The sequence below is a fragment of the Bacillus sp. K2I17 genome (assembly GCF_002209985.1).
Taxonomy (GTDB): Bacteria; Bacillota; Bacilli; order Bacillales; family Bacillaceae_G; genus Bacillus_A; species Bacillus_A wiedmannii.
Map to the genome: position 1 here is coordinate 26,232 of NZ_NJGF01000031.1, position 24,375 is coordinate 50,606.

Annotated in this window: 26 protein-coding genes and 2 pseudogenes; 6 read left to right on the forward strand and 22 right to left on the reverse strand. The window is 34.1% G+C overall.

Translation table 11 applies throughout. The features are described from left to right. Nucleotides 1–6: 6 nt before the first annotated feature. The 4 genes from CER22_RS24465 to exsK all read right to left on the reverse strand — a co-directional run bounded on the left by CER22_RS24465 (nucleotide 7) and on the right by exsK (nucleotide 2,323). Entirely contained in the window at nucleotides 7–747 is a 741-nt protein-coding gene (locus CER22_RS24465; protein ID WP_088609794.1) for an alpha/beta fold hydrolase, read from the reverse strand. Beyond that, a complete protein-coding gene (locus CER22_RS24470) occupies nucleotides 740–1,300 on the reverse strand; it encodes an AAA family ATPase (RefSeq protein ID WP_088609795.1) in 561 nt (186 codons plus the stop codon). Before CER22_RS24470 ends, CER22_RS24465 begins: the two co-directional genes overlap by 8 nt. Nucleotides 1,301–1,351: 51 nt before the next feature. After that, nucleotides 1,352–1,867 carry a GNAT family N-acetyltransferase gene (locus CER22_RS24475; protein WP_142293550.1) on the reverse strand — a complete coding sequence of 172 codons (516 nt, stop codon included), beginning with the start codon at nucleotides 1,865–1,867 and terminating at the stop codon, nucleotides 1,352–1,354. Nucleotides 1,868–2,008: 141 nt separating this feature from the next. Then, on the reverse strand, nucleotides 2,009–2,323 hold the full coding sequence (gene exsK / locus CER22_RS24480) for an exosporium protein ExsK (protein WP_000535565.1): 315 nt from the start codon (nucleotides 2,321–2,323) through the stop codon (nucleotides 2,009–2,011). Nucleotides 2,324–2,872: 549 nt separating this feature from the next. On the opposite strand from exsK, the gene CER22_RS24485 reads away from it, so the two are divergent. Beyond that, complete coding sequence (locus CER22_RS24485) at nucleotides 2,873–3,175, forward strand: hypothetical protein (RefSeq protein WP_306426517.1); 303 nt, start codon at nucleotides 2,873–2,875, stop codon at nucleotides 3,173–3,175. Nucleotides 3,176–3,282: 107 nt separating this feature from the next. On the opposite strand, the gene CER22_RS24490 is transcribed toward CER22_RS24485, so the two are convergent. Further along, on the reverse strand, nucleotides 3,283–3,663 hold the full coding sequence (locus CER22_RS24490; protein ID WP_002127497.1) for a hypothetical protein: 381 nt from the start codon (nucleotides 3,661–3,663) through the stop codon (nucleotides 3,283–3,285). A gap of 666 nt (nucleotides 3,664–4,329) precedes the next feature. Between CER22_RS24490 and CER22_RS24495 the strand changes: the two genes are divergently transcribed. Both CER22_RS24495 and CER22_RS33745 read left to right on the forward strand, forming a co-directional pair. Then, nucleotides 4,330–4,698: an FtsB family cell division protein gene (locus tag CER22_RS24495; protein WP_002168337.1), complete on the forward strand. Its 369-nt coding sequence runs from the start codon at nucleotides 4,330–4,332 to the stop codon at nucleotides 4,696–4,698. A 198-nt stretch (nucleotides 4,699–4,896) separates the two neighbouring features. Further along, nucleotides 4,897–4,953: pseudogene (locus tag CER22_RS33745) on the forward strand (exosporium leader peptide-containing protein); the annotation flags it as partial. 17 nt (nucleotides 4,954–4,970) lie between these two features. On the opposite strand, the gene CER22_RS33750 reads toward CER22_RS33745, so the two are convergent. Then, complete coding sequence (locus CER22_RS33750) at nucleotides 4,971–5,192, reverse strand: hypothetical protein (protein WP_256943730.1); 222 nt, start codon at nucleotides 5,190–5,192, stop codon at nucleotides 4,971–4,973. Nucleotides 5,193–5,237: 45 nt separating this feature from the next. After that, entirely contained in the window at nucleotides 5,238–5,453 is a 216-nt protein-coding gene (locus tag CER22_RS33755) for a hypothetical protein (RefSeq protein ID WP_000237377.1), read from the reverse strand. A gap of 317 nt (nucleotides 5,454–5,770) precedes the next feature. Between CER22_RS33755 and CER22_RS24505 the strand changes: the two genes are divergently transcribed. Next, a complete protein-coding gene (locus tag CER22_RS24505; protein WP_044440827.1) occupies nucleotides 5,771–5,968 on the forward strand; it encodes a hypothetical protein in 198 nt (65 codons plus the stop codon). Nucleotides 5,969–6,410: 442 nt separating this feature from the next. Here CER22_RS24505 and CER22_RS24510 read toward each other — a convergent pair whose 3' ends face one another. The 8 genes from CER22_RS24510 to CER22_RS24545 all read right to left on the reverse strand — a co-directional run bounded on the left by CER22_RS24510 (nucleotide 6,411) and on the right by CER22_RS24545 (nucleotide 15,596). Further along, nucleotides 6,411–8,351: an AMP-binding protein gene (locus CER22_RS24510; protein WP_088609797.1), complete on the reverse strand. Its 1,941-nt coding sequence runs from the start codon at nucleotides 8,349–8,351 to the stop codon at nucleotides 6,411–6,413. Between the two features lie 49 nt (nucleotides 8,352–8,400). Continuing rightward, nucleotides 8,401–9,942 (reverse strand): acyl-CoA carboxylase subunit beta, encoded by a 1,542-nt coding sequence (locus tag CER22_RS24515; RefSeq protein WP_088609798.1) that lies wholly within the window; start codon nucleotides 9,940–9,942, stop codon nucleotides 8,401–8,403. Between the two features lie 2 nt (nucleotides 9,943–9,944). After that, nucleotides 9,945–10,733 carry an enoyl-CoA hydratase gene (locus CER22_RS24520; RefSeq protein ID WP_088609799.1) on the reverse strand — a complete coding sequence of 263 codons (789 nt, stop codon included), beginning with the start codon at nucleotides 10,731–10,733 and terminating at the stop codon, nucleotides 9,945–9,947. Between the two features lie 4 nt (nucleotides 10,734–10,737). Beyond that, nucleotides 10,738–11,649, reverse strand: a complete 912-nt coding sequence (gene mvaB, locus CER22_RS24525; protein ID WP_088609800.1) for a hydroxymethylglutaryl-CoA lyase — start codon at nucleotides 11,647–11,649, stop codon at nucleotides 10,738–10,740. 21 nt (nucleotides 11,650–11,670) lie between these two features. Beyond that, complete coding sequence (locus CER22_RS24530; RefSeq protein ID WP_001987345.1) at nucleotides 11,671–11,886, reverse strand: acetyl-CoA carboxylase biotin carboxyl carrier protein subunit; 216 nt, start codon at nucleotides 11,884–11,886, stop codon at nucleotides 11,671–11,673. A 26-nt stretch (nucleotides 11,887–11,912) separates the two neighbouring features. Next, the gene (locus CER22_RS24535) at nucleotides 11,913–13,250 is read right to left on the reverse strand and encodes an acetyl-CoA carboxylase biotin carboxylase subunit (RefSeq protein WP_000486754.1); all 1,338 of its coding nucleotides are present in this window, start codon (nucleotides 13,248–13,250) and stop codon (nucleotides 11,913–11,915) included. Nucleotides 13,251–13,265: 15 nt separating this feature from the next. Then, entirely contained in the window at nucleotides 13,266–14,411 is a 1,146-nt protein-coding gene (locus CER22_RS24540; protein WP_000397260.1) for an acyl-CoA dehydrogenase, read from the reverse strand. A gap of 216 nt (nucleotides 14,412–14,627) precedes the next feature. Then, the gene (locus CER22_RS24545) at nucleotides 14,628–15,596 is read right to left on the reverse strand and encodes a YbgA family protein (RefSeq protein ID WP_087986147.1); all 969 of its coding nucleotides are present in this window, start codon (nucleotides 15,594–15,596) and stop codon (nucleotides 14,628–14,630) included. Between the two features lie 465 nt (nucleotides 15,597–16,061). On the opposite strand from CER22_RS24545, the gene CER22_RS24550 reads away from it, so the two are divergent. After that, nucleotides 16,062–16,577 (forward strand): DUF3231 family protein, encoded by a 516-nt coding sequence (locus tag CER22_RS24550; protein ID WP_088609801.1) that lies wholly within the window; start codon nucleotides 16,062–16,064, stop codon nucleotides 16,575–16,577. A gap of 172 nt (nucleotides 16,578–16,749) precedes the next feature. Continuing rightward, nucleotides 16,750–17,073: a WGxxGxxG family protein gene (locus CER22_RS24555; protein WP_087986149.1), complete on the forward strand. Its 324-nt coding sequence runs from the start codon at nucleotides 16,750–16,752 to the stop codon at nucleotides 17,071–17,073. Nucleotides 17,074–17,272: 199 nt separating this feature from the next. On the opposite strand, the gene CER22_RS24560 is transcribed toward CER22_RS24555, so the two are convergent. From CER22_RS24560 to CER22_RS24590, 7 genes and pseudogenes are all read right to left on the reverse strand, one after another. After that, nucleotides 17,273–17,926, reverse strand: a complete 654-nt coding sequence (locus CER22_RS24560) for a TetR/AcrR family transcriptional regulator (protein ID WP_060488911.1) — start codon at nucleotides 17,924–17,926, stop codon at nucleotides 17,273–17,275. A 24-nt stretch (nucleotides 17,927–17,950) separates the two neighbouring features. After that, entirely contained in the window at nucleotides 17,951–18,970 is a 1,020-nt protein-coding gene (locus tag CER22_RS24565) for an ABC transporter permease (RefSeq protein WP_088063510.1), read from the reverse strand. Continuing rightward, nucleotides 18,967–19,692 carry an ABC transporter ATP-binding protein gene (locus tag CER22_RS24570; protein ID WP_088609802.1) on the reverse strand — a complete coding sequence of 242 codons (726 nt, stop codon included), beginning with the start codon at nucleotides 19,690–19,692 and terminating at the stop codon, nucleotides 18,967–18,969. The genes CER22_RS24565 and CER22_RS24570 overlap by 4 nt, the downstream gene beginning before the upstream one ends. Before the next feature lie 177 nt (nucleotides 19,693–19,869). Further along, nucleotides 19,870–20,121, reverse strand: coding sequence for a hypothetical protein (locus CER22_RS24575; RefSeq protein WP_000548621.1), 252 nt, complete (start codon nucleotides 20,119–20,121; stop codon nucleotides 19,870–19,872). 208 nt (nucleotides 20,122–20,329) lie between these two features. Next, nucleotides 20,330–20,593, reverse strand: a pseudogene (locus CER22_RS24580) (metallophosphoesterase); the annotation flags it as partial. 115 nt (nucleotides 20,594–20,708) lie between these two features. Further along, entirely contained in the window at nucleotides 20,709–22,145 is a 1,437-nt protein-coding gene (locus tag CER22_RS24585; protein ID WP_088609803.1) for an MBL fold metallo-hydrolase, read from the reverse strand. A gap of 66 nt (nucleotides 22,146–22,211) precedes the next feature. Then, a complete protein-coding gene (locus CER22_RS24590; RefSeq protein WP_088609804.1) occupies nucleotides 22,212–23,411 on the reverse strand; it encodes an FAD/NAD(P)-binding oxidoreductase in 1,200 nt (399 codons plus the stop codon). Between the last annotated feature and the right edge of the window lie 964 nt (nucleotides 23,412–24,375).

The following is a 24,375-nucleotide window of genomic DNA, read 5'->3' on the forward strand; positions in this document are numbered from 1 at the left end:
ATATATTTATCTCTCCCCTACCTCAACAATCCACTTAACCGCATCTATTACATAATATGGTTCATCTTTTTGAATATAGTGACCGCTTTTTTCTGCAATTACAAATTTATGATTGTATGATAATCGTAATAATTCTTCTTGCAATTGTAACCATTTCATTTGTGCATCTGGCGAATAAAAAGCTTTTTTACCCGCAGCTAACACGACAAGTGGAATATCATTCATTGATTTACAATGTCTATCTACTTCACTTAAACTAAATGTAAACTCTTCATAAGAACTTTCATATACAAACTGTTTATAGTAAGCTTCTTGAAATTCTGGAGACATGATTGGCAGAAAATCTTCTTTATAATTTTCCGGTGTCGAATCAACCAAAACGATTCCCAACAAATCTTTGGGATAAGAAGTCGCAAATAAACGTGCATTTATACCGCCAAAAGAATGTCCTACCAAAATATAAGGTGGTTTCAATTGTAGTTGCGCTAAGCAACTTCTTAAATCTTTTACCATTTCAGAACTAATACGTCTCTTGGAACTCTTCCCACTTTTCCCTAATCCCGCTCGATCATATGTAAGTACCGTCCCATATTCCATCAACTCTTCAGCAATATGGTCCCACGCCTTTGAATAATCGCCATAACCTGCCTCCATTATAATAACTGGCTGCAGCTTCTTTCCTTGAAACTTTTTCGTATACATTTTAAAATCATCAACTTGCACATATTCCTCTATACATTTAACCATTGACAATCACTTCTCTCAGGCCAAGTTCCTCTACAGCATGATTAATTATTTTACTTACAGATAAAGAGCCATCCAATATAATATCCGAATTCGGCTTAACAGTATGAATTGCCTCTAAATATGCTTTTCTCGCAAATGTCATGTAATGTTTCAAATCATTATGTATTTCATCTATTGTATCTTCTTTAAAATCTCGCAAAATTCTTCTAGCCATCGCAATATCTAAAGGTGTATCGATAAATATAGTTACATCAATAAACTCTCGCATTTCACTATTTAAGTATGCAAAAGGATAATCTACAATAATATAATCTACATTAGCCTCTCGTATAAGATGCTGAATATCATGAATTAATGGCGTAAGTACCCATTCATCATAATTTGCTCCATCATCAATCCATTTACAAATATCACTAGGACAGTTTTTAAAGTGATAGCTATCAAAATATAGTGCTTTTGAATTTGTTAACTTTTGAGTTAATTTTTCTGTAACAGTAGTTTTACCTCCTCCTGAAACAGCTGCAACTGTAATGATTTTCGTTTTTTTATTCATAATTTCCCACCATACCCCTTTTAATTAACATAACATAGTTATAGATAACTATTATTTTTTACCGCTCCATTCATATTCTAACATACTCATTTCCCATAAATTCCAATACGTTTCTCCTACTCTTTTTGACTCTCTTAATAAACCTTCTTTTACAAAACCTATTTTTTCGTAACAAGAAATAGCTGACTTATTAAAGTCATAAACACCAAGAGTTACTCTATGTAGTTTTAATTCATCAAAAGCAATACAAAGTACGGCTTTCATCATATGTTTCCCTATAGAACGCCCTCTCATTTTCGTATTACCAACTAGCACTTTTCCAATTCTAGCAGACTTATTTATATTATCTATTTGTCCAAGAGAAATATGACCAATAGCTGCTTTAGTCTCTTCATCCATTATTTTGAATGCCAGTGTGTTTGCACATTCTGTATATTTCTCTAATTGCTGTTCATTTAAAGGATATGTAAATGCATTTCCCGACCATTGTATTAAAAATTCTTCGGAATTAATCCAATTTATTAATTGTTTGAAATCAGATCTTTTAAAGGGTACTAATTTAATCACTCTCATTCTCCGTTCGTACATCACTCTTTATAGCCTCAAACCTATTTCTATATAAAGAATATATTCTCCTTTTATACGAAATTAAAATAAAGCCATTCATAAGAATGGCTTTACAAAAAACGGCATAATTATGCTATTTTCCTATGTCAACAAAAGTTCAATCGCTTCAATTTTACAAACAGAAATAATTACCGTAACTACCCCAGCACTATTAGCAAGCTTTACAACATCGCAAGTTACTGAAGAAACAGTTCCTGCATAATTATTTCCTACTGTAGTAATTCGCACGGCTCTGTTTACTAATTTTTTAAGCTCATCTCTAATTCCTTGTACACAGCAACAATCGCATTTTTTATTTTGTTCTTCTTGTTCTTTTTTACATTCTTCGAAAGCATCCCAACAATCATCCTGTTTACATGTACACTTCTTTTTACAATTATTAAATCGAGAACCCAAAACCTCACCCCCTAATCCTTTCTATTAGTAAAGTATGTCCACAAGCTTAAAAGTGTAAGAGACAAACACATAGAAAGGAAAAAACAAACAATTGTATTAGACATTCTTTTCTTTATTAACTATAAAAACAGGCCTCTAACAATTTGAAGCTTGTTTAATGAGGGGAATTGGATTTAATTCTGCTGAATTTAAAGTTTAGACAACCTCTTATAAGTCAGCTCCTTTAAGAGTCCCCAGCTTTTCCTATTACTTCACATATACCATATACATAGGCTTTGTTTGCATTAATATAGTACCTTTGCTGTTGTGAAATATACATTCAAAAAAGCGTACTCCAAAATAAGATATTATTTAAAATCTTAACGTTTCCTTCAACAAGTGTTTGTTGATTAATATCATAACCAGTAGTTCTCTCAACTATCTCCTGAAAATTAGCATAGTTTGTATGAATTCTATATCTAGTAGAAAGCACTCTATCATATAAAGGTAAAATAATAGGTTAATAAACAAGCCATTCTTTTACTAAAACATAGAATAGTATGAATCCTATTGAAGGGAGGTATAAAAGAATGTCCTGGAAAAATGATTGCTGGAGTTCTAAGAAAAAGCATTGTTGTGATGACTGGTGGAAATCTAAAGAAAAGAATCATTGTGATGATGATTGGAGTTCTAAGGAAAAGCATTGTAATGATGATTGGTGGAAATCTAAAGAAAAGAATCATTGTGATGATGATTGGAGTTCTAAACGAAATAAGTGTCGTTGTAAATGTTTCTTTATTTGTTGTCATTGTAAAAGAAAAAATTGGTAATATTTTCGATATCGACTTAAAAGAGAGAACATGTCTTTTGTGACCGATAAATACTAGAATGTAATATACAAAAAGCTGACTAAGTATAGTCAGCTTTTTGTCAATGAACACGTAGAGATTTATTTTAATATAGTTCTTATTAGAAAAGGATTATTTTATATAGATTACTATAAGCATCCATAAAGCCAAGGCGCCAATGATAGCGAGCGCTATACGTGTAGATAGTACCCTTAATTCAAAGTCTGTTTTCTTGGAGGGTTCAGGATATGCAATTATGTAGATTCCCTTTAATAATGCAAGCCATGCAATAACCGTTAGGAACCCCTGCCAATTGAATACCCATACATTATGTAGGATTACACTACCTAACCCTAGGAAAATCGATAGAAAACCATACATAATACCAAATCCTCTGTCTTCAACCACTAATTTTTTTAATTCACGTAGTACCGATGGACGTACGAAAAGTATTCCCGATACGATAACCGTTATCCATCCCCAAAACAATCCTAAAAAAGTACTAGTTTCCATTATTAGTTCACTCCCCTCAATTATTTATATTTCAGATATTCCCCCCTTTAGAACAATTCCAACATCTTTATATATAGGCTAAATTCTGCTCTTTTTTAATACAAACATGGCATATTCTATGCCCATCCTTAATCACCTCATTTCTCTACAAAATGAAATTTTTATATCATTCTTCATCATCATCTATCCGAATCAACCGAAGTCGCTTTGTACTATTACCGCACACTTTTTCATAGCTTGGAGCTAACATGCACCAAAGCCAATATAATGATTTATTCGCCTTTTCACTAACCTCTAAAATTGTCCCCTCTGTAATAAAATGATCACCTTAATACAATGTATACTCGCTTGTCCCATGGAATCATCATTATTCCCCTCCCTATTAAAATAGCGTTTTTGTTTCAAATAATGCTCTCATTAATTTGGACGCATTTACCAGTATATTTACCAAAAAATTCATGATATCGTTAACTAGTCGAGTACGTCATTACTTGACGATTACCCTTAGGAGCCCTGCAGACAATCGGGGTTCCTTTTATTTAAATAAGGATTTTGTTTAAACTTTACAAAACTCACCTATATTAAACTATCTTCTAAAATTCCCATTGAACATTTATAATACTTTTAAACAGTTTAAATTCTACAATCAGTAATGGAGGCATTTTAATGGGAAACATCCCAAAAATATCATCACAACAATCAAATCCTAAGATACCCTCACAGCAAGTGAACGCTAACACCAAACAAGGTAATAATAAAAAAACAAGACGCCGTATTATAACTACTTTAGCTTTTATATTACCTATAATTTTTGTCCTTCAATATTCTCTTAATAACCAGCAAGAAATGATTAAAGAGAAACAAATCACGGTTAATACGGAGCAACAAAAATTATCTTCTTTAAAGAAGGATGGTCATTCCCTTAAAAATGATGTTAAGGCTTTAACAGGTAGTGAAGAAGAAATTTTAAAATTCGCAAGGAAACTGTATGGATTTTCCAAACCGAATGAAACTATATTTCAAATAACTGAATAAAATTACACTGCATTACCCAAAAAGGCGATTTGACGATAATCGCCTTTTTATATTTAATTTCTAAAATAAACATACTAATTTCTTTTTCTATCAAATAACTATTTTGTTTAATTTATTAAAATACAACCACTTGTCCATTTCACATTGCTCTATCATTACATTTACTATTAGTAATACGATTTTTAGAGGTGATAAATAATGGACGAGTTTTTATATTTTGCTGCACTTAATCCGGGTTCTATTGGACCTACACTTCCACCTGTTCAACCCTTTCAATTCCCTACTGGTCCCACCGGTTCTACAGGAGCTACTGGCTCAACCGGATCAACTGGTTCTACCGGACCAACTGGACCAACTGGACCAACCGGATCAACCGGATCAACTGGTTCTACCGGACCAACCGGATCAACCGGTTCTACCGGTTCTACCGGACCAACTGGATTTAATCTTCCTGCTGGGCCTGCCTCTATTACCTTGACTTCTAACGAAACCACAGCATGTGTATCCACTCAAGGAAATAATACTTTATTTTTTTCGGGTCAAGTATTAGTAAACGGTAGTCCTACTCCAGGAGTAGTGGTCAGTTTTTCATTCAGTAACCCTTCTCTTGCTTTCATGGTTCCTCTTGCGGTCATTACCAATGCTTCAGGTAACTTTACCGCTGTATTTCTAGCCGCTAATGGGCCTGGAACAGTAACCGTTACTGCTTCACTTCTTGATTCTCCTGGAACAATGGCAAACGTCACTATTACCATTGTGAATTGTCCGTAACGGTTTTATTTTTAAGGACTAAGCAATATCTAATAAGATGAGCACTGATTTACAGTGCTCTTTTTTATCATTGGGATGTTCCTTTCAAATAAAATTTCGTAACACCCTACTAAAATAACGCTTTTATTAAGAACTAATGATCTTTATATTTCTTAAGCTTGTCATCACAAGTAATTTTTATAATTAGTTAAATTCTCAATATAGTTTATGTATATAATTCCATTCAAAGATACATAATACCCACGTAACTATTTAAAAGCACTTCGTTTTTATATCTAAGTTCAAAAAGGAGCTACATAACATGGATAAAAAAGATTTATTAAGTCAACAACTTGATCATGTGTCATCAGATGCGCTGAATACTCCTAGTAAGGCCCAAGAGCAAATGCAAGAAACATCTCAGGAGGCACATGATTCAAACAAAAAGGACAGTACTCAAGCTTTACATGGCGAAGATTTACCAATTTCAGATGTATATAGAACAACGAACAAACAGTAAATTTAAAAGGGAAAAATCTTAAGAACCAGTGAACTTAATTCTTTTCCCTTTTCCTATTTAAATAACACTTTTATATGAAACCCGTACACATTTTTGACACATCCACTATCACAATCTCCTGAAAATTCGTGATAATATTAATTTGTCGGATACGCCAAATTTCGACATCGAACGACAATGATATCTCCCTTATTGAATCCCTGTCCCCCAGGGATTTCTCCTTTTATTCATTACTTTTTTCTTCACTAAATTTTCATTCTTAACAAAATTCAATCACTCCATTGAATAGACAGCCATAGTATCCTATTTTGATAAAAACTAAAAACAAACAGATATACTTAACACTAATAGTAGATTTTTTAACTTCAAATTTACTTTTTCTCTCTTATCTTTTTGTAAACATTAAAAATGAGCTCTATGTAAATAGAGCTCATTCGTAATTTTATAGTTTGCTAGACTGTAACCCCTGAATAAACGGAACTACTTCAGGATTTACAAGTGACGATAAATCTCCTAACTCTTTTCCTAAGTAAGCTGCTTTAATAACACGTCGCATTACTTTAGAATTTCGTGTTTTTGGTAAATCTTCTACAACGTGAATATCTTTTGGACACAATGCTTTTCCGATATGAGAGTTTACTAAACTCATTAATTCTTTCTTTAACTCTCCTGTGAATGTTACATCGTCCCTTAATACTACAAAACAATGACAAACTTCACCTTTTACATCATCAGGTACTCCAATCGCGGCAGCTTCTATGACATCATTATGCTTCACAAGAATAGATTCATATTCTGCAGGTCCAATACGTTTTCCAGCAATGTTTAACGTATCATCTGAGCGTCCTGTAATAATATATTGCTCACCATCATAAATCACCCAGTCACCATGAACCCATTTGTTTTCAAAACGTGACCAATACGTGTTCACATAACGCTCATCGTCTTCCCAGAAACTTTTCGTCATACCAACCCAAGGTTTCTCTAAACATAATTCTCCAACTTCATCACGAATTGGATTGCCTTGATCATCGAGCACAACCGCTGCCATTCCTGGTAAAGATGCGTTAAAACTAATCGGTGCAATTGGTTTAATAAGGACGTTTCCGAAAATCCCACCAGAAATTTCAGTTCCGCCTGAATAGTTACAAATTGGTACATTATTTTTTCCAACTGTTTCAAATAGCCACATCCAAGGATCTGGATTCCAAGGTTCACCTGTTGATGCGAATACTTCTAAACTCTTGAGCGAATGTTTATTTACATACTCATCACCCTTTGCCATTAACGCACGAATTAATGTTGGTGATATACCGAGATGTGTAATTTCATATTTATCAACGGTCTCCCATAAACGATCTGCTTCTGGGAAATCTGGAACACCTTCGTACATAACCATCGTTGCTCCATTAATGAGAGAGCCAAATAATAAAAACGGTCCCATCATCCAGCCCATATCAGTTACCCATAATACGCGGTCACCTTGTTTGATGTTCATTCCAAATCCTGCATCAAATGCAGATTTCAAAGGGAAACCAGCATGTGTATGTACTGTTCCTTTCGGTTTCCCAGTTGTACCTGATGTATAAATGAGCATTAACGGATCATCACTATTCATCTCTTCAGCATGTGTAAATGGTTTTTCTTTTTCTAGCGCACTCCATGGGAAATCATAATTATGTGGTGTAAAATCATTTCCTGCATGACGAACAATAACAACTTTTTCAACAGTTGGACAATGTTCGCAAGCTTTATCTACTTCGTCTTTTAATGAAACAACTTTACCCCGGCGTGAAAAACCATCTGCAGTAATGATCATTTTTGATCCTGCCGCTTGTACACGAGTCATGACTGCATCAGACGCAAATCCTGAGAATATTGGTGAAATAATTGCTCCGATTTTCATAACAGCTAGCATTGCAACAACTGTTTCTGGAATCATCGGCATATAAATTGTTACACGGTCACCTTTTTCAATACCCGCATGTTTCAAACCGTTTGCAACGCGACTTACCCAGTTGTCAAGCTCTTCATATGTAAATGATTTTGAAGTTCCATTTTCTCCCTCGTACTGTAGTGCTGGTTGCGTTCTTGTTTCATCATCTGCAAGCCAGCGTGATAAAACTGATTCTACAACGTTACATGTTCCGCCATTATACCACTGTGCAAACGGCGTACCATTTTCTAAATCTAGCACTTCTGTATAAGGCCTCATCCATTGATAGCCAACCGCTTTCTCAGCTTCTCCCCAAAACCAATCTGTTTCTTCAATAGATTTATTATAAAACGTTTCATAATCTTCATAGCCCAATGATTTCATCCAACCATATAAACGCGTTTTTTCTTTATATTCTTCTGTTGGAAACCAAACTGCTTGTTTCAATGTTTTCCCCTCCTTGACTTTTTGAGCAAGAAAGCCCTAAATAGGGCTTTTAAACTGGATAAACAGGATGTTTACGATCTGTAAATACTTGATATTTACTCATATACATTTCGAATCGTCCTTTTAACTCTTCTCTTAAATTGTTTGGATGAACAATACCATCAATGACCATCTCTGATGCCAAATGGTAAATATCAATATCTTTCTTATACTCTTCGCGTTTTTCAGCAATGAAGCTATCACGCTCTTCTTCTGGTAAAGCTGCAATCTTATTTGCATATACAGCATTAACTGCCGCTTCTGGACCCATTACTGCAATAGAAGCTGTCGGTAATGCTAGGCAGCAATCTGGTTCAAAGGCTGGACCTGCCATTGCATATAAACCAGCACCGTATGCTTTACGAACAACGATAGAAATTTTCGGTACAGTTGCTTCACTCATTGCAGAAATCATCTTTGCACCATGACGAATAATACCCGCACGCTCTACTTTTGTACCAATCATAAATCCAGGTACATCTGCAAGGAATAACAACGGAATATGATATGCATCACATAAATTAATAAATTTCGCTGCTTTATCCGCAGAATCGTGGAATAATACGCCGCCTTTCATACGCGGTTGATTCGCAATAATACCAACTGGCTTACCATCAATACGTGCCAAGCCTGTAATTAGTTCTTGAGCAAATAATTTTTTTACTTCATAGAAAGAACCTTCATCAATAACTCTATTAATGAGATCTTTCATATTGAAAGGAGCATTTTGATTTTCTGGAATGATTTGTTCTAACGTTTTTTCGAATTGTTTCGGTTCTTGAGGTGTAACCAATGGAGTCTTCTCTAAGTAGTTGTTTGGAAAATATGAAATGTATTGTCTTGCTTGTTTAATCGCATCTTCTTCTGTTTTACATAAAACATCTCCGCATCCTGATACAGAGCAATGCATACGAGCTCCGCCCATCTCCTCTAAAGTTACCTTCTCGCCGATAACCATCTCCGCCATACGAGGAGAACCTAAGTACATAGATGCATTCCCTTCTACCATCATAACAATGTCACAAAAGGCTGGAATATATGCGCCACCAGCTGCCGAAGGTCCAAATAATAAGCATACTTGAGGAACTTTACCTGATAATTTCACTTGATTGTAGAAGATTCTTCCTGCACCACGGCGCCCTGGGAACATTTCTACTTGATCTGTAATACGCGCTCCAGCAGAATCAACTAAATAAAATAACGGAACACGTAATTTTTCTGCCGTTTCTTGAATACGTAAAATCTTTTCAACTGTACGTGCGCCCCATGATCCAGCCTTTACCGTTGAATCATTTGCCATTACGCATGCAGTACGACCATGTATTTTACCCGTTGCCGTTATAACACCATCAGCAGGTAATCCTGTTTGTTCACAATTTGCAAATAATGCATCTTCTACATATTCACCATTATCAAATAAAAGAGCTAAGCGATCTCGAACGAATAGTTTTCCTTTTGCTTTGTTTTGTTCATGATACTTTGGTGCGCCGCCTTGTTTAATCGCTTCAACTCGTTCTTCAAATGTATTCGATTGTTGTTTTTGGTCTAACATATTTACTCCCCCTTATACATTGGTGTGCGTTTTTCCTTGAATGCTTGTAATCCTTCTAATCTATCTTTCGTATGGATTACACCTTCATACGCTTGTTTTTCCATTTGTAATCCGGTATGTAAATCAACTTGAATACCGTTTGAAATTGCTTCTTTTGCCAATCGAACAGCAATAGGACCATTACTAGCAATTTTCTCTGCTATTTCAATCGCTTTCTCTTCAAGTAAATGAGCTGGTACAACAAATTCTACTAAACCATATTCTTTTGCTTCTTGCGCTGAAATACGTCTGCCTGTATAAATTAATTCTTTCGCTCTACCAACACCAATTAATCTTGGTAAACGCTGCGTACCACCTGCTCCTGGTATAATTGCAAGTGTAGTTTCAGTAAGACCAAGACTTGCAGATTTAGCCGCAATTCTAAAATCACAAGCTAAACTTAATTCCGTACCACCACCAAGGGCGATTCCGTTTATAGCAGCAATAACTGGCTGTGGTAATTGTTCAACCATCTCCATAGTAGTGCGAATCATACTAACAGCATGGCGAACTTGTTCCTCATTCATACCAGCACGTTCTTTTAAATCAGCACCAGCACAAAACGCTTTTTCACCAGCACCTGTTAAAATAACTACACGAGTATTGGACTCTTCACTTATTTGAGTTAATATGTTTTGTAACTCTTCTAATAACGCTAAAGATAATGAGTTTGCTTGTCTTTCACGATATAACGAAATCTTTACAACGTGAGGTGTTACATAATTAACTGAAATGTTTTGTAATTGTAGCATCTTCTCACCTACTTATCGTTTTATGTTGAAGCGCTCTATACACATGACTCGGTAATTGGATATTTAATTTACTTTGAATGAATTGACTCGCTTTCAATAACTTCTCTTCATCAATATTCGTTTGGACCCCTAACTTATGAAGCATATGAACTAAGTCATCGGTTGCAACATTGCCTGATGCTCCTGGTGCATATGGACAGCCCCCAAGACCACCACAAGAACTATCAAATGTTGTAATACCATATTCTAATGACTTAACTACATTCGCCAGAGCCATTCCATACGTATTATGGAAGTGCATTGCAAACTGCGAAGCATCATATTTCTTTAATAAATGTTCTAATACTCGCTCTACTTGTAGTGGATTCGCTACACCAATCGTGTCACCAAGAGATACTTCATAAATGCCGTATGAAAATAGTTGATTACATAATTCGTCAACTGCTGTGGCACTTATATCCCCTTCATAAGGACATCCAAATACAGTAGAAACATAGCCTCTTACCTTTTTTCCTTCGAATAATGCCTGTTTTGTTATATCTTCAATTACAACTAATGCTTCTTTAATTGATTTATTAATATTACTTTTATTATGAGATTCACTTGCTGATAAAAAAACATTCACCTCATCTACATTTTGCAAAAAAGCTCGTTCCAAACCATTTTGATTTGGAACAAGCGCTGCATAAGTAACATTGGGATCCCTTTTCAGCTCAGAAAACACATCATTTGCATCTGCTAATGCAGGGACCCATTTAGGGTGAACGAATGAGGAAACTTCAACGTACGATAATCCCGCCTGTGTAAGTAGTTGAATCCATTTTACTTTATCTTTTGTGCCAACAATCTTTTTTTCATTTTGTAAGCCATCACGTGGCCCGACTTCTTTAATGACAGCAAAATTAGGTAGTTTCAATTCGCTTCCCCCTATATCTCCCTATTCAATTTCTAGTAATACATCTCCTTCATTTACAAAATCGCCTTCTTGCACATTAATTTTCATAACTGTGCCAGCTTCTTCTGAAATGATTGGAATTTCCATTTTCATAGATTCCAAAATGACGACATCCTGCTCTTCCTCTACTGTATCTCCTACTCCTACAACAATCTTCCATACATTTCCTGCCATCGATGCATATACCTTCGTCATCATTTTTTCCCCCTTAATATTGTTAAATCTTATTTTTTAACAAGTTGTTTCGTTACAAAACCTGTTGTATAAATACCACTTTTGAACACATCGTCTTCCAATACTTGAAGTAACATTGGCGTGTTCGTTTTAATACCTTCTACTTTTAATTCTTCTAAAGCATCATGTAATTTTGAAATTGCTTCTTCACGAGTTTCACCATGAGCAATGACTTTCGCAATCATTGGATCGTAGAAAGGTGTAATCGTGACTTGATTCTCCAAAAAGTGATCAATACGTACATTTGATGGAAGCGTTAAATCTGTAATCTTTCCAGGTGATGGGAAGAAAGTTTTCGGATCCTCTGCATAAATACGTGCCTCAATGGCATGACCACTACGTTTTACATCATCTTGTGTAAATGATAGTTTCTCACCGTATGCAATTAGAAGTTGTTGTTCTACAAGATCTAAACCTGTAATTTCTTCTGTAACTGGATGCTCTACTTGTAATCTCGTATTCATCTCTAAGAAATAAAAGTTCTTCTGATCATCTACAAGAAACTCAACTGTACCTGCATTTGTATAGCCTAGAGCTTTGGCAGCTTGTACAGCAACTTCCCCCATCGCTTTTCGCGTACCTTCATCTAAAAATGGTGAAGGTGCTTCTTCAATTACTTTTTGATTTCGGCGCTGCACGGAACATTCACGCTCCCATAAATACACTGTGTTACCATGTGTATCTGCTAAAAGCTGAATTTCAATATGGTGTGCATCTGCAATATAGCGCTCTAAATACATTTCTCCGTTACCGAAGAAGTTTTGTGCTCTTGTTTTGTTACTTTCAAATGCTTTGGTGAGCGTTTGCTCAGTTTCCATCAACTGCATTCCAATGCCTCCGCCACCTGCGGATGCCTTCAGCATTAGTGGATAACCAATTTGTTTTGCAATTTCAATTGCTTCTTCAGCAGTTTCAATATTTGTAGTAATACCTGGAACTACTGGGACATCTGCAGCTTGCATTGCAATACGAGATTCGATTTTACTTCCCATCTTCGTAATAATTTCTTCAGATGGACCGATAAATACAATTCCTTCTTCTCTACAGCGAACCGGAAAAGATGGATTCTCTGATAATAATCCATATCCCGGATGGATTGCTTCAGCATTTGTCTTCTTAGCTATTTCAATAATTTTTTCAAGGTTTAAATAGCTTTCTTGGACACGCGGTCCACCTACTAAGTAAGCTTCATTTGCCATTTTTACATGTAGGGCATTTTCATCAGCCTCAGAATAAATAGCAACAGTGCGAATGCCAAGTTTTTGACAAGTTTTCATAATACGAACTGCGATTTCCCCGCGATTAGCAATTAATATTTTTTGAAACATAGTGATTCCTCCTTTTTATCTACATCCTAAATGTCTTGCAATTACGAGACGTTGAATTTCAGAAGTTCCTTCACCAATTTCTAATAGTTTTGCATCACGAATATGTCGTTCCACTTCATATTCACGCATATAGCCGTATCCACCGTGAATTTGTACCGCTTGATTTGCAATACGACTAGCAGCCTCAGATGCAAATAACTTTGCCATAGCCGCTTCTTTACCGAAAGGTTTATCATTATCTTTTAACCAAGCTGCTTTATGTACTAAATTACGTGCAAGTTCTACTTCAGTCGCCATATCAGCTAATTTAAATTGAATCGCTTGGAAATTAGAGATTGACTTTCCAAATTGTTGACGTTCTTTCGCATATTGCAGCGCACGTTCAAATGCAGATTGTGCAATACCTACTGCTAATGCTGCGATTGAAATACGTCCTCCATCAAGTGTATATAAGAATTGTTTAAATCCTTTATTTACATCACCAAGAATATTTTCTTTCGGTACACGTACACCATCAAGTACGATTTCACATGTATTAGAAGCACGAACACCCATCTTATCGTAAGGACTTGAAATCGTTAATCCTTCACTTGTAGTCGGTACGATAAATGCCGAAATACGCTTTCTACCATTATCTTCAACACCGTTGATAGCGGTTACAATAATTGTATTTGCATACTCTGCATTTGTAATCCAACACTTTTCACCACTAATAACATACTCGTCTCCATCTAATACAGCTTTCGTTTGTGTACCACCTGCATCAGATCCAGCGTTCGGCTCAGTTAATCCGAAAGCACCTAAAGTTTTACCTGATGCCATTGGAATTAAATATTTCTGTTTTTGTTCTTCTGTACCGAAATAATAAATTGGAGAAGCACCTAATGAAATTGTTGCAGCGTAACTTAATCCTGTCCCACCACAAGCACGACCAATTTCTTCAACTGCTAACGCGTACGATACAGTATCGCCACCTGAACCTCCATACTCTTCAGGGAATGGGATTCCTAATAATCCTAGTTCGCCCATTTTTTGAAATGTTTCATATGGAAATTCCGCAGTTTTGTCATAATATACAGCTTTCGGTGCGATTTCCTTTTCAGCAAAGTCACGTACCATTTCTTTAATCATTTGTTTTTCGCGAGTTAGAGTAAATTCCATTCCGCTACACACCCCTTATCGAATATTGAGTTTCGACAGCGTGCGAGTTTCTACTACAAACATTACGAATTAAAAGACACGAATATTAGTTAGATAATTGCTATAATTCTGTCATAACTTAATTTTAAAACAGATTCTGTACTAATGCACAAAAAAATTCCTACATTGTTCTACAACAACATAGGAGTTTTCTTGTCGAATTATGTAATTTATTGTTTAATAATCTCTACCTTTTCCCGAATCAGAAATTTCTACTAAAGCTTCAGGGTAAGGTTCAAAATATGTTTGTCTTAATAAATACTTTTCGTCAAATCGAATGGCCCATGATTTTAAAATTGCAAGTAAGCTACTAAGCGGGACTTTCTTTTCTATATACTTTTGTATCAAATCTAAAAAATGATCTTTTTCTTGTTTTTTCAGCTTAGTTTTAAAATATCCAAAAATATGCTCACATACATTTACATTCGATGTATAGCGGGGTGTGCGCATAAATAATTCATATAAAGTCTTCTCATAGTTTTCAAATACCACTTCAATCGTTTCATTTTTTTGGTTTGCAATAATACGCCCCAATTCCTTTTGTTTTACCTGATTATATGCCATAAATAAATACTTATAGTCTGATTGAAATGATACGAGTTCTTTTATGTTTTTAGTATGTTTAATCATTTTGTAATGCGCGATTGTAAACAGCCTTGTAAAGAAATGTTCTCTAATAATAAAATTCGACAATCTACCCTCTTCTTCAATTGGAAGATGCGAAAAATTTTTTATTACTGCTCCGCCAAATAAGCCAGATCCCTTTCCTTTTGCTGGTGCTTTTTCAAAACCAGAATAAATTTTCACATCACGCGTACCACAACTAGGCGAACGATTCTTTAAAATAAAACCATCCACATCAGATATCGTTTGTAAAAAGACATATGAAAATTGCTCCATTTTTTCAGTTACATCTTCTCGTGTCGACGGCTGTACAAGCCTATTCACACCATTTTCTTCTACAATTCGTATCGTTTCACGAGGAGTCCCCAATCCGATCTCGACTTCTGGACAAACAGGTATAAATGTAACAAATGGCTGCAAATTTCGTATTGTTACATCTGGTATCATCTCTGCATTATAACGACAGGCATCAAATTCTAAACATTTACTTACAACTATTGTTGGTTTTGCAAATTGCCGCATTTCATTACCTCCATGGTATCAATCCATACAATCTAAATTGTACTGATATTAGTATCTTAAGCAAAGTCTGTTTATATTGATTATTTTTATAATAACTATAAATTTAATGCTATATCAACTGCAATTCAAATCTATTTCGTATATGTATTAACAAGTTCTTGTACAAACTTGTTAATACATTTTTGTCTAAACACAATCCATCTTTACTAGCATAGTTACAGATTCTTTCCTCTCCTCTTTACATTTAAATTAAAATAAGTCTTAATACGAATTTTAATCCCAAGTTATTTGGAATATATTCTTTATATTTGTACATTATAGACTGAGAAAGTATTACTTGTAGTTAGGGTGTTCCAAATGAATTTTAGAAACCTACTTTCTTTATTACGGAACATTTTCAGAAGCATTTTTTCTTTGGTAAAAAATATTTCAAAAAATCCATTCATTTTAAGGAGGCATATTAAAATGGGAGTATTAAGTGGTAATCCCCAAAATGAACCAATGCATTACGGAGAAGTCTTTGCAATTTGGAGTTATCTTGCAGGGGCACAAGGTGCAATTGCTGGTTACCAAGTTCTTGTCAATCATTCTGGAGACGAGGACTTAAAAAAGTTTTTAGAAAATTTTATAGAAAATGATATCCAATCAGAAGTTGAAGAACTAAAAAACTTGTTAAAATCAAACGGTGTGGCATTACCACCAGCACCTCCAGAGCGTCCAGTTGCATCTATTGAAACAATCCCTCCTGGTGCTCGTATTAATGACGCAGAAATTGCAGCTAAAGTTTCTATGGATCTTGCTGCTGGACTAGTAGCATGTAGCCAAGCGATGGGACAATCACTTCGAGAAGACGTAGGAATGATGTTTGGACAATTCCATATGAAAAAGGCACAAGCAGGTGCTACCTTACTACGGTTAAATAAGAAAAAAGGCTGGATTATTCCTCCTCCTTTACATGTTCTTCAATCTGATCAAGCATAACATGGCGTAAGCGGTTAACTTTTGTTAACCGCTTCGTTGTATTTACCTGTCCTTTTAATAATGGAGATTAAAGATAGTTCTAATAATTTTAACTTTATGATTTAGATACTGTGATACGAATAATGTACAAAAGCAATGGAGAAATTAATACATAAGAAAGGAGGGGAAATTTATGAAGAAAAAATTATCATCTATTTTAAGTGTTTTAGCACTATCTATTATGTTTTTAGGCACATCTGCCCAAGCTGAATACGATGGAAATCATATGAATAGAGTTAATAACACTGATATGTCAACTCGAGTTAATGACAATAACTTGAACAGAGTTAATGATAATAACTTGAACAGAGTTAATAATGATGTGAGAACTCGAAATGTAAATACGACAAATGATTTAAATAATAATCATGATAGAAATAATAATTGGGCTTGGCTGGGTTTATTAGGTCTAGCAGGATTATTAGGTCTTAGAAGAAGAGACAAAGAAGTACGTTAATCTAGAATGTTTTTCGTAAACAAGTACTTATTTATCAAAATTGTATAATGAATATAAATCGCCTTTTTAAAGGCGATTTATTATTTGCTTAAAAATAGTATATGTAATTCACACATCAATATATTTTTACTTATGATTAAACCTATTAAATTACATTTATTTAAATACCAAAAATCAAACCCCTAAAATGTTGTTATAGTTAGATTCGTGGCGTTAATCCATACAATATAAATTGAATCGTATTTTCAATTTCCACTTCATCATCCCATTTTTCTTCAGGCAATAATAAAAATCGTGTTAATAGTAAACCTAATACAGCTGATAAAGTAAGACGTAATACAGAAGATGGTGGTATCTCAATAATTTCTCCTTTATCTTGAAACTTCACAATCAACTTTTTGAAATGTGAAAACAGTTCCGTTTCTACTAATTGTTGTATTTCATTTTTTAGCTCTGGTTGAAATGGTACTTCTTGAATTAATATTTTAATCATAGGAAAGTGCTTTTGAGCAAATTCAAATCTATTATGAATGACAACTCGTAAAAGTCCCTCATATGATTCATACTTCGATTTAAATATTTCCTTTGCAAAGGCTTGTACGAAAAATGGTGCAGCAAACTTTGTTAATGTCGGCATGACGACCGCTAACAATAAATCTTTTTTCGTTTTATAGTAGCGGAAGATTGTTCCTTCCGCTACACCAGCACGCTTTGCAATTTCACTTGTAGAAGTTGATGCATATCCTTTTTCTCCAAACATATCAACAGCTGCCTCTAAAATACGCATTTGACGTTCATTTCGTTTATCCGTATTAGTTGCGGCAATTAATTCATCCAACCAATCCTTCTTCATCTATAATGCCCCTTTGTATCATCATTATATTTTCCGATGTTTCTTTAATGCAAATACATTCCCTATTGCAAATAATAGAGAAAAAAGTAGTAATACAGTTAGATCTAACGCAATCTCTGTAAATCCTTGATTTCGAATCATCACTTGTCTCATTGCGTCAGCTCCATATGTGAGCGGAAATAATTTCCCTAACATTTGTAGCCACTTATTCATAGATTCAATTGGAAACAACCCAGAAAAGAAAATTTGTGGCACAATGACAAGCGGTATAAATTGAATCATTTGAAATTCATTATTTGCGTATGCTGATAAAAATGTCCCTAAAGTTAGTGCTGTTAAAGAAAGCATACATGTAATAAGTAGCGTTAGCCATATGGAGCCAGCTACATACAAGTCTAAAATATAAACTGAAAAATTCACGATTATAATTGATTGTATAAATGCAAAGATTCCAAAACCAATAATATATCCTACAACTATTTCCCATCTTCTCACTGGAGTGGACAATAACCTCTCTAATGTACCACTTAAACGTTCTCTAACAAAGGAAACTCCAGATAATATAAATACAAAGAAAAATGTAAAGAAACCAATCAATACGGGGCCAAGCCCATCAAACATTGTAAAGTCTTTAGAGCCATGTAAGTAATTTACTTCAGGCTTCATAACTGATACATCATTCTTTTCTGAACTCTTTTGTAAAACTTGAAGTACAGCACGATTTTTTGATGAATCACTTCCTTCTAATAAAACATTCATTTTCCCATTCTCTAAATAAATTACTGCATCTACCTTTTGCTGTTCTAACTCTGAAATTGCTTTCTCTTTGCCATATTCATAAATTGAGGCTTCTTGAGTTTTCATTGTTTTTACAATAGGAGCAGGCACATCAACTACAGCAATATGCGGTACATAGTCTTTTTGTGTAAACACTAGAGACAATAACCAAAGTAATAACATTGGTGCTCCAAACATCATCGCTAACGAACGTTTATCTCGAAAAAATTGGCGAATAATACGAATGATTACACCAGTAACTCTCATGATAGGGCCACCTCTTCCAACAAAAAGACATCTTCAATCCGTCCTGATGATACCCGTTTTTTCAATTCTTCAGGTGTTCCAGTCGCAACTAGCTTTCCTTCTCTAATCAACCCTAAACGCTCACAAAACTCAGCTTCATCCATAATGTGCGTCGTTACAATAATAGTTGTGCCTTTCTTTTTCAAATCATAAAATTTTTCCCAGATTTTTTTTCTAAGAAGTGGATCTATCCCCACTGTTGGCTCATCTAAAATTAATATTTCAGGTTCATGAAGGAGTGCTATCGCTAATGATAAACGCTTCTTCATCCCACCTGAAAAATGCTGCACTTGCTGTCTTATATGTTTTGATAATTGTACAAGGTCAAAAACCTCTTCGATTCTTTCTTTTTTATGTTTTCCTTTTAATCCATACATCGTTGCAATAAAATCTGCATTTTCATATGCTGATAGTTCTTCATATAATGCATCAGCCTGAGCCATATAACCAATTCTTTTCATTTCATTTAAATTAGGCATGTTCGTGTTGTATACAAGCACTTCACCTTTCGTTGCCTCATTAATACCTGCAATCAATTTAATAAGAGTCGTTTTCCCTGAACCTGAAGGCCCAACTAAACCAAATATCTCTGCTTTTTCAACTTGCAATGAAAGATTGTGTAAAACTTCTTTTTTCCAAAAACTTTTTGACACGGTTCGTAAAATAATAGCAGGTTGCTGCATGTATTCTTCCCCCTTTTCAAAATGAGTGAGTACTCACTTTCATTTTACTCTTGCGTAATTATATGTCAAACTTCATTGATTAGTATGTATTTTCAATCTTAAACAATGAAACAGAGTCGACATTAGAATTTCATTTCTTAAAGTCGACTCTGTTTCATTTAAATTATATATTTCATTTTACGTTTTTAAATTCATATATTTTCTAATTCTAGCAACATCTAAAGAATATTCGATAACTAATTGCTGTAACGGTAAAATAACTGTATCAGGATATAAATGTGCATATTGTAATGTTTCTGCATATTTTTCTAACCTTTTTTCTAAATACTTTATAATTTGATCAGGATGACTTACTAATAAACATTTACAATAATAATGTATTTGTTCCTCAATCGCCGTATACTCTTCAATTTCATATTCTTTATGCATGTGTACACCCCTTTAAGTTTTTTACTGAATTGCTTATCACACTTTTCACTCGACTAATTTTTAAGTTTTTTGATTATTTACACTATAACAAACTCTCCGGGTCAAATTTTGTTACTTTATGTAACGTAGAAAATTTTTAACAAAACTGTAATGTTAACTTGTATAAAATGCATATGGCCTATTTTTTCTGTACAAAAAGTCGTACAGTTCAATTTAACTGTACGACTACAAGTTCTGGCCTATTAAAAATTCTTTGCAGAATGATACTATTGCCTAATCCTCTACTTACTACCATAGACGTATTTTGTTTTTCATATAAACTAGTTGTATATTTAGGTAAAACACCTTGATTTGGAGCCACTAATTTGCTGATAAATGGTAACCTAAATTGTCCACCATTAGCGTGTCCTGATAAAACTATATCTATTTGCTCATCAGCATAATTCTGAATAAATTCAGGTCTATAGAATAAATCATCTATTTCTCCTATTTTAATACACTATCTAACTGTATTGCACCTATATATAGATATACTCCTATGTAATCCGCAATTTTCCTTATCGGATAAATTAATAAAAATTATTTCCCTACACATTGCGATTACATGTTATATAAGGAAACTCTTCTTTTTTCCATGCAAGAAATCCTCCCTTTAAATTCACTACTTCCTTTATACCTGCTCTTTGTAAAATACTAGCTGCTATGGCGGAACGCAATCCGGTTCGACATTGTAAAACTATTGGGCAACCTTTTGGTATACAATCTAGCTGCTTAAATAGATTTCCTAAAGGGATATGTATTGCATCATGAAGATGTCCTTCCTCCCACTCTTTTTTACTACGCACGTCGATTACCTTAACACTTCCACCTTTTATATGCGGATATAATTCGATTGATGTGTCTTCTTTGTAACTTTCTAATCTATTAAATCTTTGTATTACCTTTACAGGTACAAAAGCAATAATATTATCTAGCCCAATAGATTCAAAGTCTCTAATAACTTCCTCCACTCTAACCTTTTCCTCATCTAGAATGATTAAAGTTTCTGTTTTATAATCTAGTAACCATCCACACCAAGTTGTAAAGGAATTGTTATAAGGTATGTTAATTGATTTCTCGATGTGACCAGAAGCAAAACTCTCTACATCCCTTATATCAACTATTTGCTGAACGCTTGTCATAACTTCTTGAAGTTTTTCTACTGTATCAATAGCAATAACTTCTCTCTTCTTACGAATTGGAGGACCAGACTTATTTAAATTCTTCATTAATGAAAAATACTTTGGAGGCTCTGGCTGTCCCCTCAATAAAGTCGATACAAAATCACTTTCTTCATTACACTGAAATGCCCAATTGAACATCTTTTCATAACCTAATGTAGAAGTTGGAATTGCTCCTAATGCTTTTCCACATGCGCTTCCTGCACCATGTGATGGCCATATTTGCAAATAATCAGAGAGTATTTTTATTTTTTGTATAGAATTAAATAATTGTTTCGCTCCTATTTTTGCAGTATTTTTCATACCTACAGCAGTTTCTAATAAATCCGGTCTTCCTATATCTCCTACAAATATAAAATCACCTGTGAATATTCCCATTGGCTTATCATTCGTATAATTATTTTGACTTGTATCAGTTACTAAAAAAGAAATACTTTCAGGCGTATGCCCTGGGGTGTGAATTACATTAAATTTTATATGACCTATTTTAAACTCTGTGCCCTCTCTAACCAATTTGTATCGACCTTCGTTAAGATATTGATATTTCCAATCACAATTTCCTTCATCAGATACATATAACTTTGCATGATAAAGATTAGAAAGTTCTCTAGACCCAGAAAGAAAATCTGCATGAATGTGAGTTTCAGCCGCAGCAATTACTTCCATTCCCTCTTTCTTAGCAAATTCTATATATTGTTCTATATAGCGACCTGGATCAATTACAATTGCTACGCCTTCCTTCTGACAACCGACCAAATAGGAAGCATGTGCTAATTTTTCATCATAAAAATATTTTAAAAGCATAGCTATTCCCTCCAAATAGTTATTTCAAATTACTTTTCAATTTGTATAACTGCTTTCTATCTTCTCCTATAGCATCCCTTTCAACATAAAATTCCAATACATATAGGGCAACATATATCTTTTAAGTAAAAACATACTATATCGTTCTTTCGCTTGATTAAACGGAAATGTTTCTTGAGGCTCATGTTCATAGTTAAATTCAGCGAGTATAAGACTTTTATAACCTGTAACAATCGGGCAGGATGTATATCCATCATATTTAGCATGCAAGTCTCTTCCGTTAAGTACGTCCATAATATTTTGTTTTAAGACAGGTATTTGTTTTCGAATTGCCGCTCCAGTTTTAGAGGTGGGTAAATTGGTACAATCTCCAAGTCCGAAAATATTCTTATACTGTATATGCTGCAAAGTATAAGGGCTTATATCTACCCACCCCTGAGAATCACTTATCTCACTCTCTTTAATAAAATTAGGTGGCCCCATTGGTGGAACAACATGGATCATACTGTATGGTACAGTTTCTCTTTTCAGTGTTTGCGTATCTTCAAAAATTGCTTCTCTTTTTTCGGCAATAATTTCTACTAAGTTTTTATTATAATTCGTTATAATTTGCTTTCTTTCTAGTACTTGTTCTAATGTATTAGCATAACGTGGAACCTGAAATATATTAGCGTTCGCCGTATAAAACATTACTTCACTTTTGTTTCTTACACCGCTATTAGAAAAATACTCTTCTGCTAAATACATAATCTTTTGTGGAGCACCACCGCATTTAATAGGAGTGTTTGGGTGGGTAAAAACTGCATTTCCTCCTTTAAATTTTTCAATTTCTCTCCAAGTAGAATCAACATATTTATAAGAGTAATTGCTACAAACCCCATTAGTCCCAATAGACTCCTTCAAGCCTTTAATACCATCCCAATTTATTTGTATACCGGCTGCTACAATAAGAATTTCATACTCAAGCAGCAATCCATCATCTAAAAGTAGCTTATTTTCTTTCGGAAACAACTTAACAACACTTTTAGGAATCCACGTTGCACCTTTTGGAATAAGCACTTCTTGATCACGCATCGTACTTTCCTTTGAAACAATTCCTCCCCCCACTAAACTCCATAGTGGTTGGAAATAATGTTTTTTTGATGGATCAATAATTGCTATATCTTCTTTCAATAGGGGTACATTTCGTAACAAATGTGCAGTAGAAGATATTCCTGCAGTCCCAGCACCAATTACAATAATTTTATAACTATCTCTGGTCTTCATTATCCTCTTCCCATCTAAATTTGATTTTTAAAACAACTAATTCGCAGCCGTATTTTCATTGTATTAACATTATTATAAGTTAAAAACACCACCCTTTTATCTGACTTAATTGAAAATTTTGTTAACTTCACCATCAATTTTACTTTATGCGTAAATCCCCTATGCTACTTCCATCTTTTATATTTTTCAATACTAGTCTTTGCCCTATCTTACTTTTATTACAGTTTCTCTCTACACTCAAAGCTATCTTTATCTTCTTTTTCGAAGAATACCTCGTTACTTGTAATTGGAATTTAAAAGTTCGAATAGTTTTTCTTAATTGTATAGATTTATATAATCGGATAGAGGGAATTCCATTTAAATATGGAAGGTTTTTATATCGCGCTAAGTATTCATGTAAAAAAATTACTAATTACATGGAAATTAGCAACGATCCAAATTCAATTGAGTGAAATTATTGAGGTTACCGAAGATAATATATGCTGATGTTGAAAAAGGAGAAGTAAACCTTATTGGTAAAGTAGAATTATCTATTATTTGCTTTCAATAAAATAGCCCTTTTAAATATAATAAATGCATAAGTATTGCTGTATTGATTAATCTTAAAAATAAACAGATTTGAATTATTCGCTATTCTAAAGAATATTTCAAATTTCATTATTTAATGCTTACAAAAAGAGCACTAAAAATCAGTGCTCTTTTTTATATTTAATTGGGGGTCTTATCGCATGTCTATCAAGCTAAGATTTTAAAGTACCCCCATAACGAAACCAAAATCTCTAGCAAGATTCCGTAAGGTATTTGGAGATAAGAACCTTTGAATCTCTTGAGCAAATAGTTGTAATTCATCAGACACAGAAACAGACATAAAAAACGCCATCCTTTCCTATGATTCTACAGAAAGAATAGCGTATTTTTTAATTTTATGGAGAACTAATTATTTCTTTTTTTATAATAAGAAAGG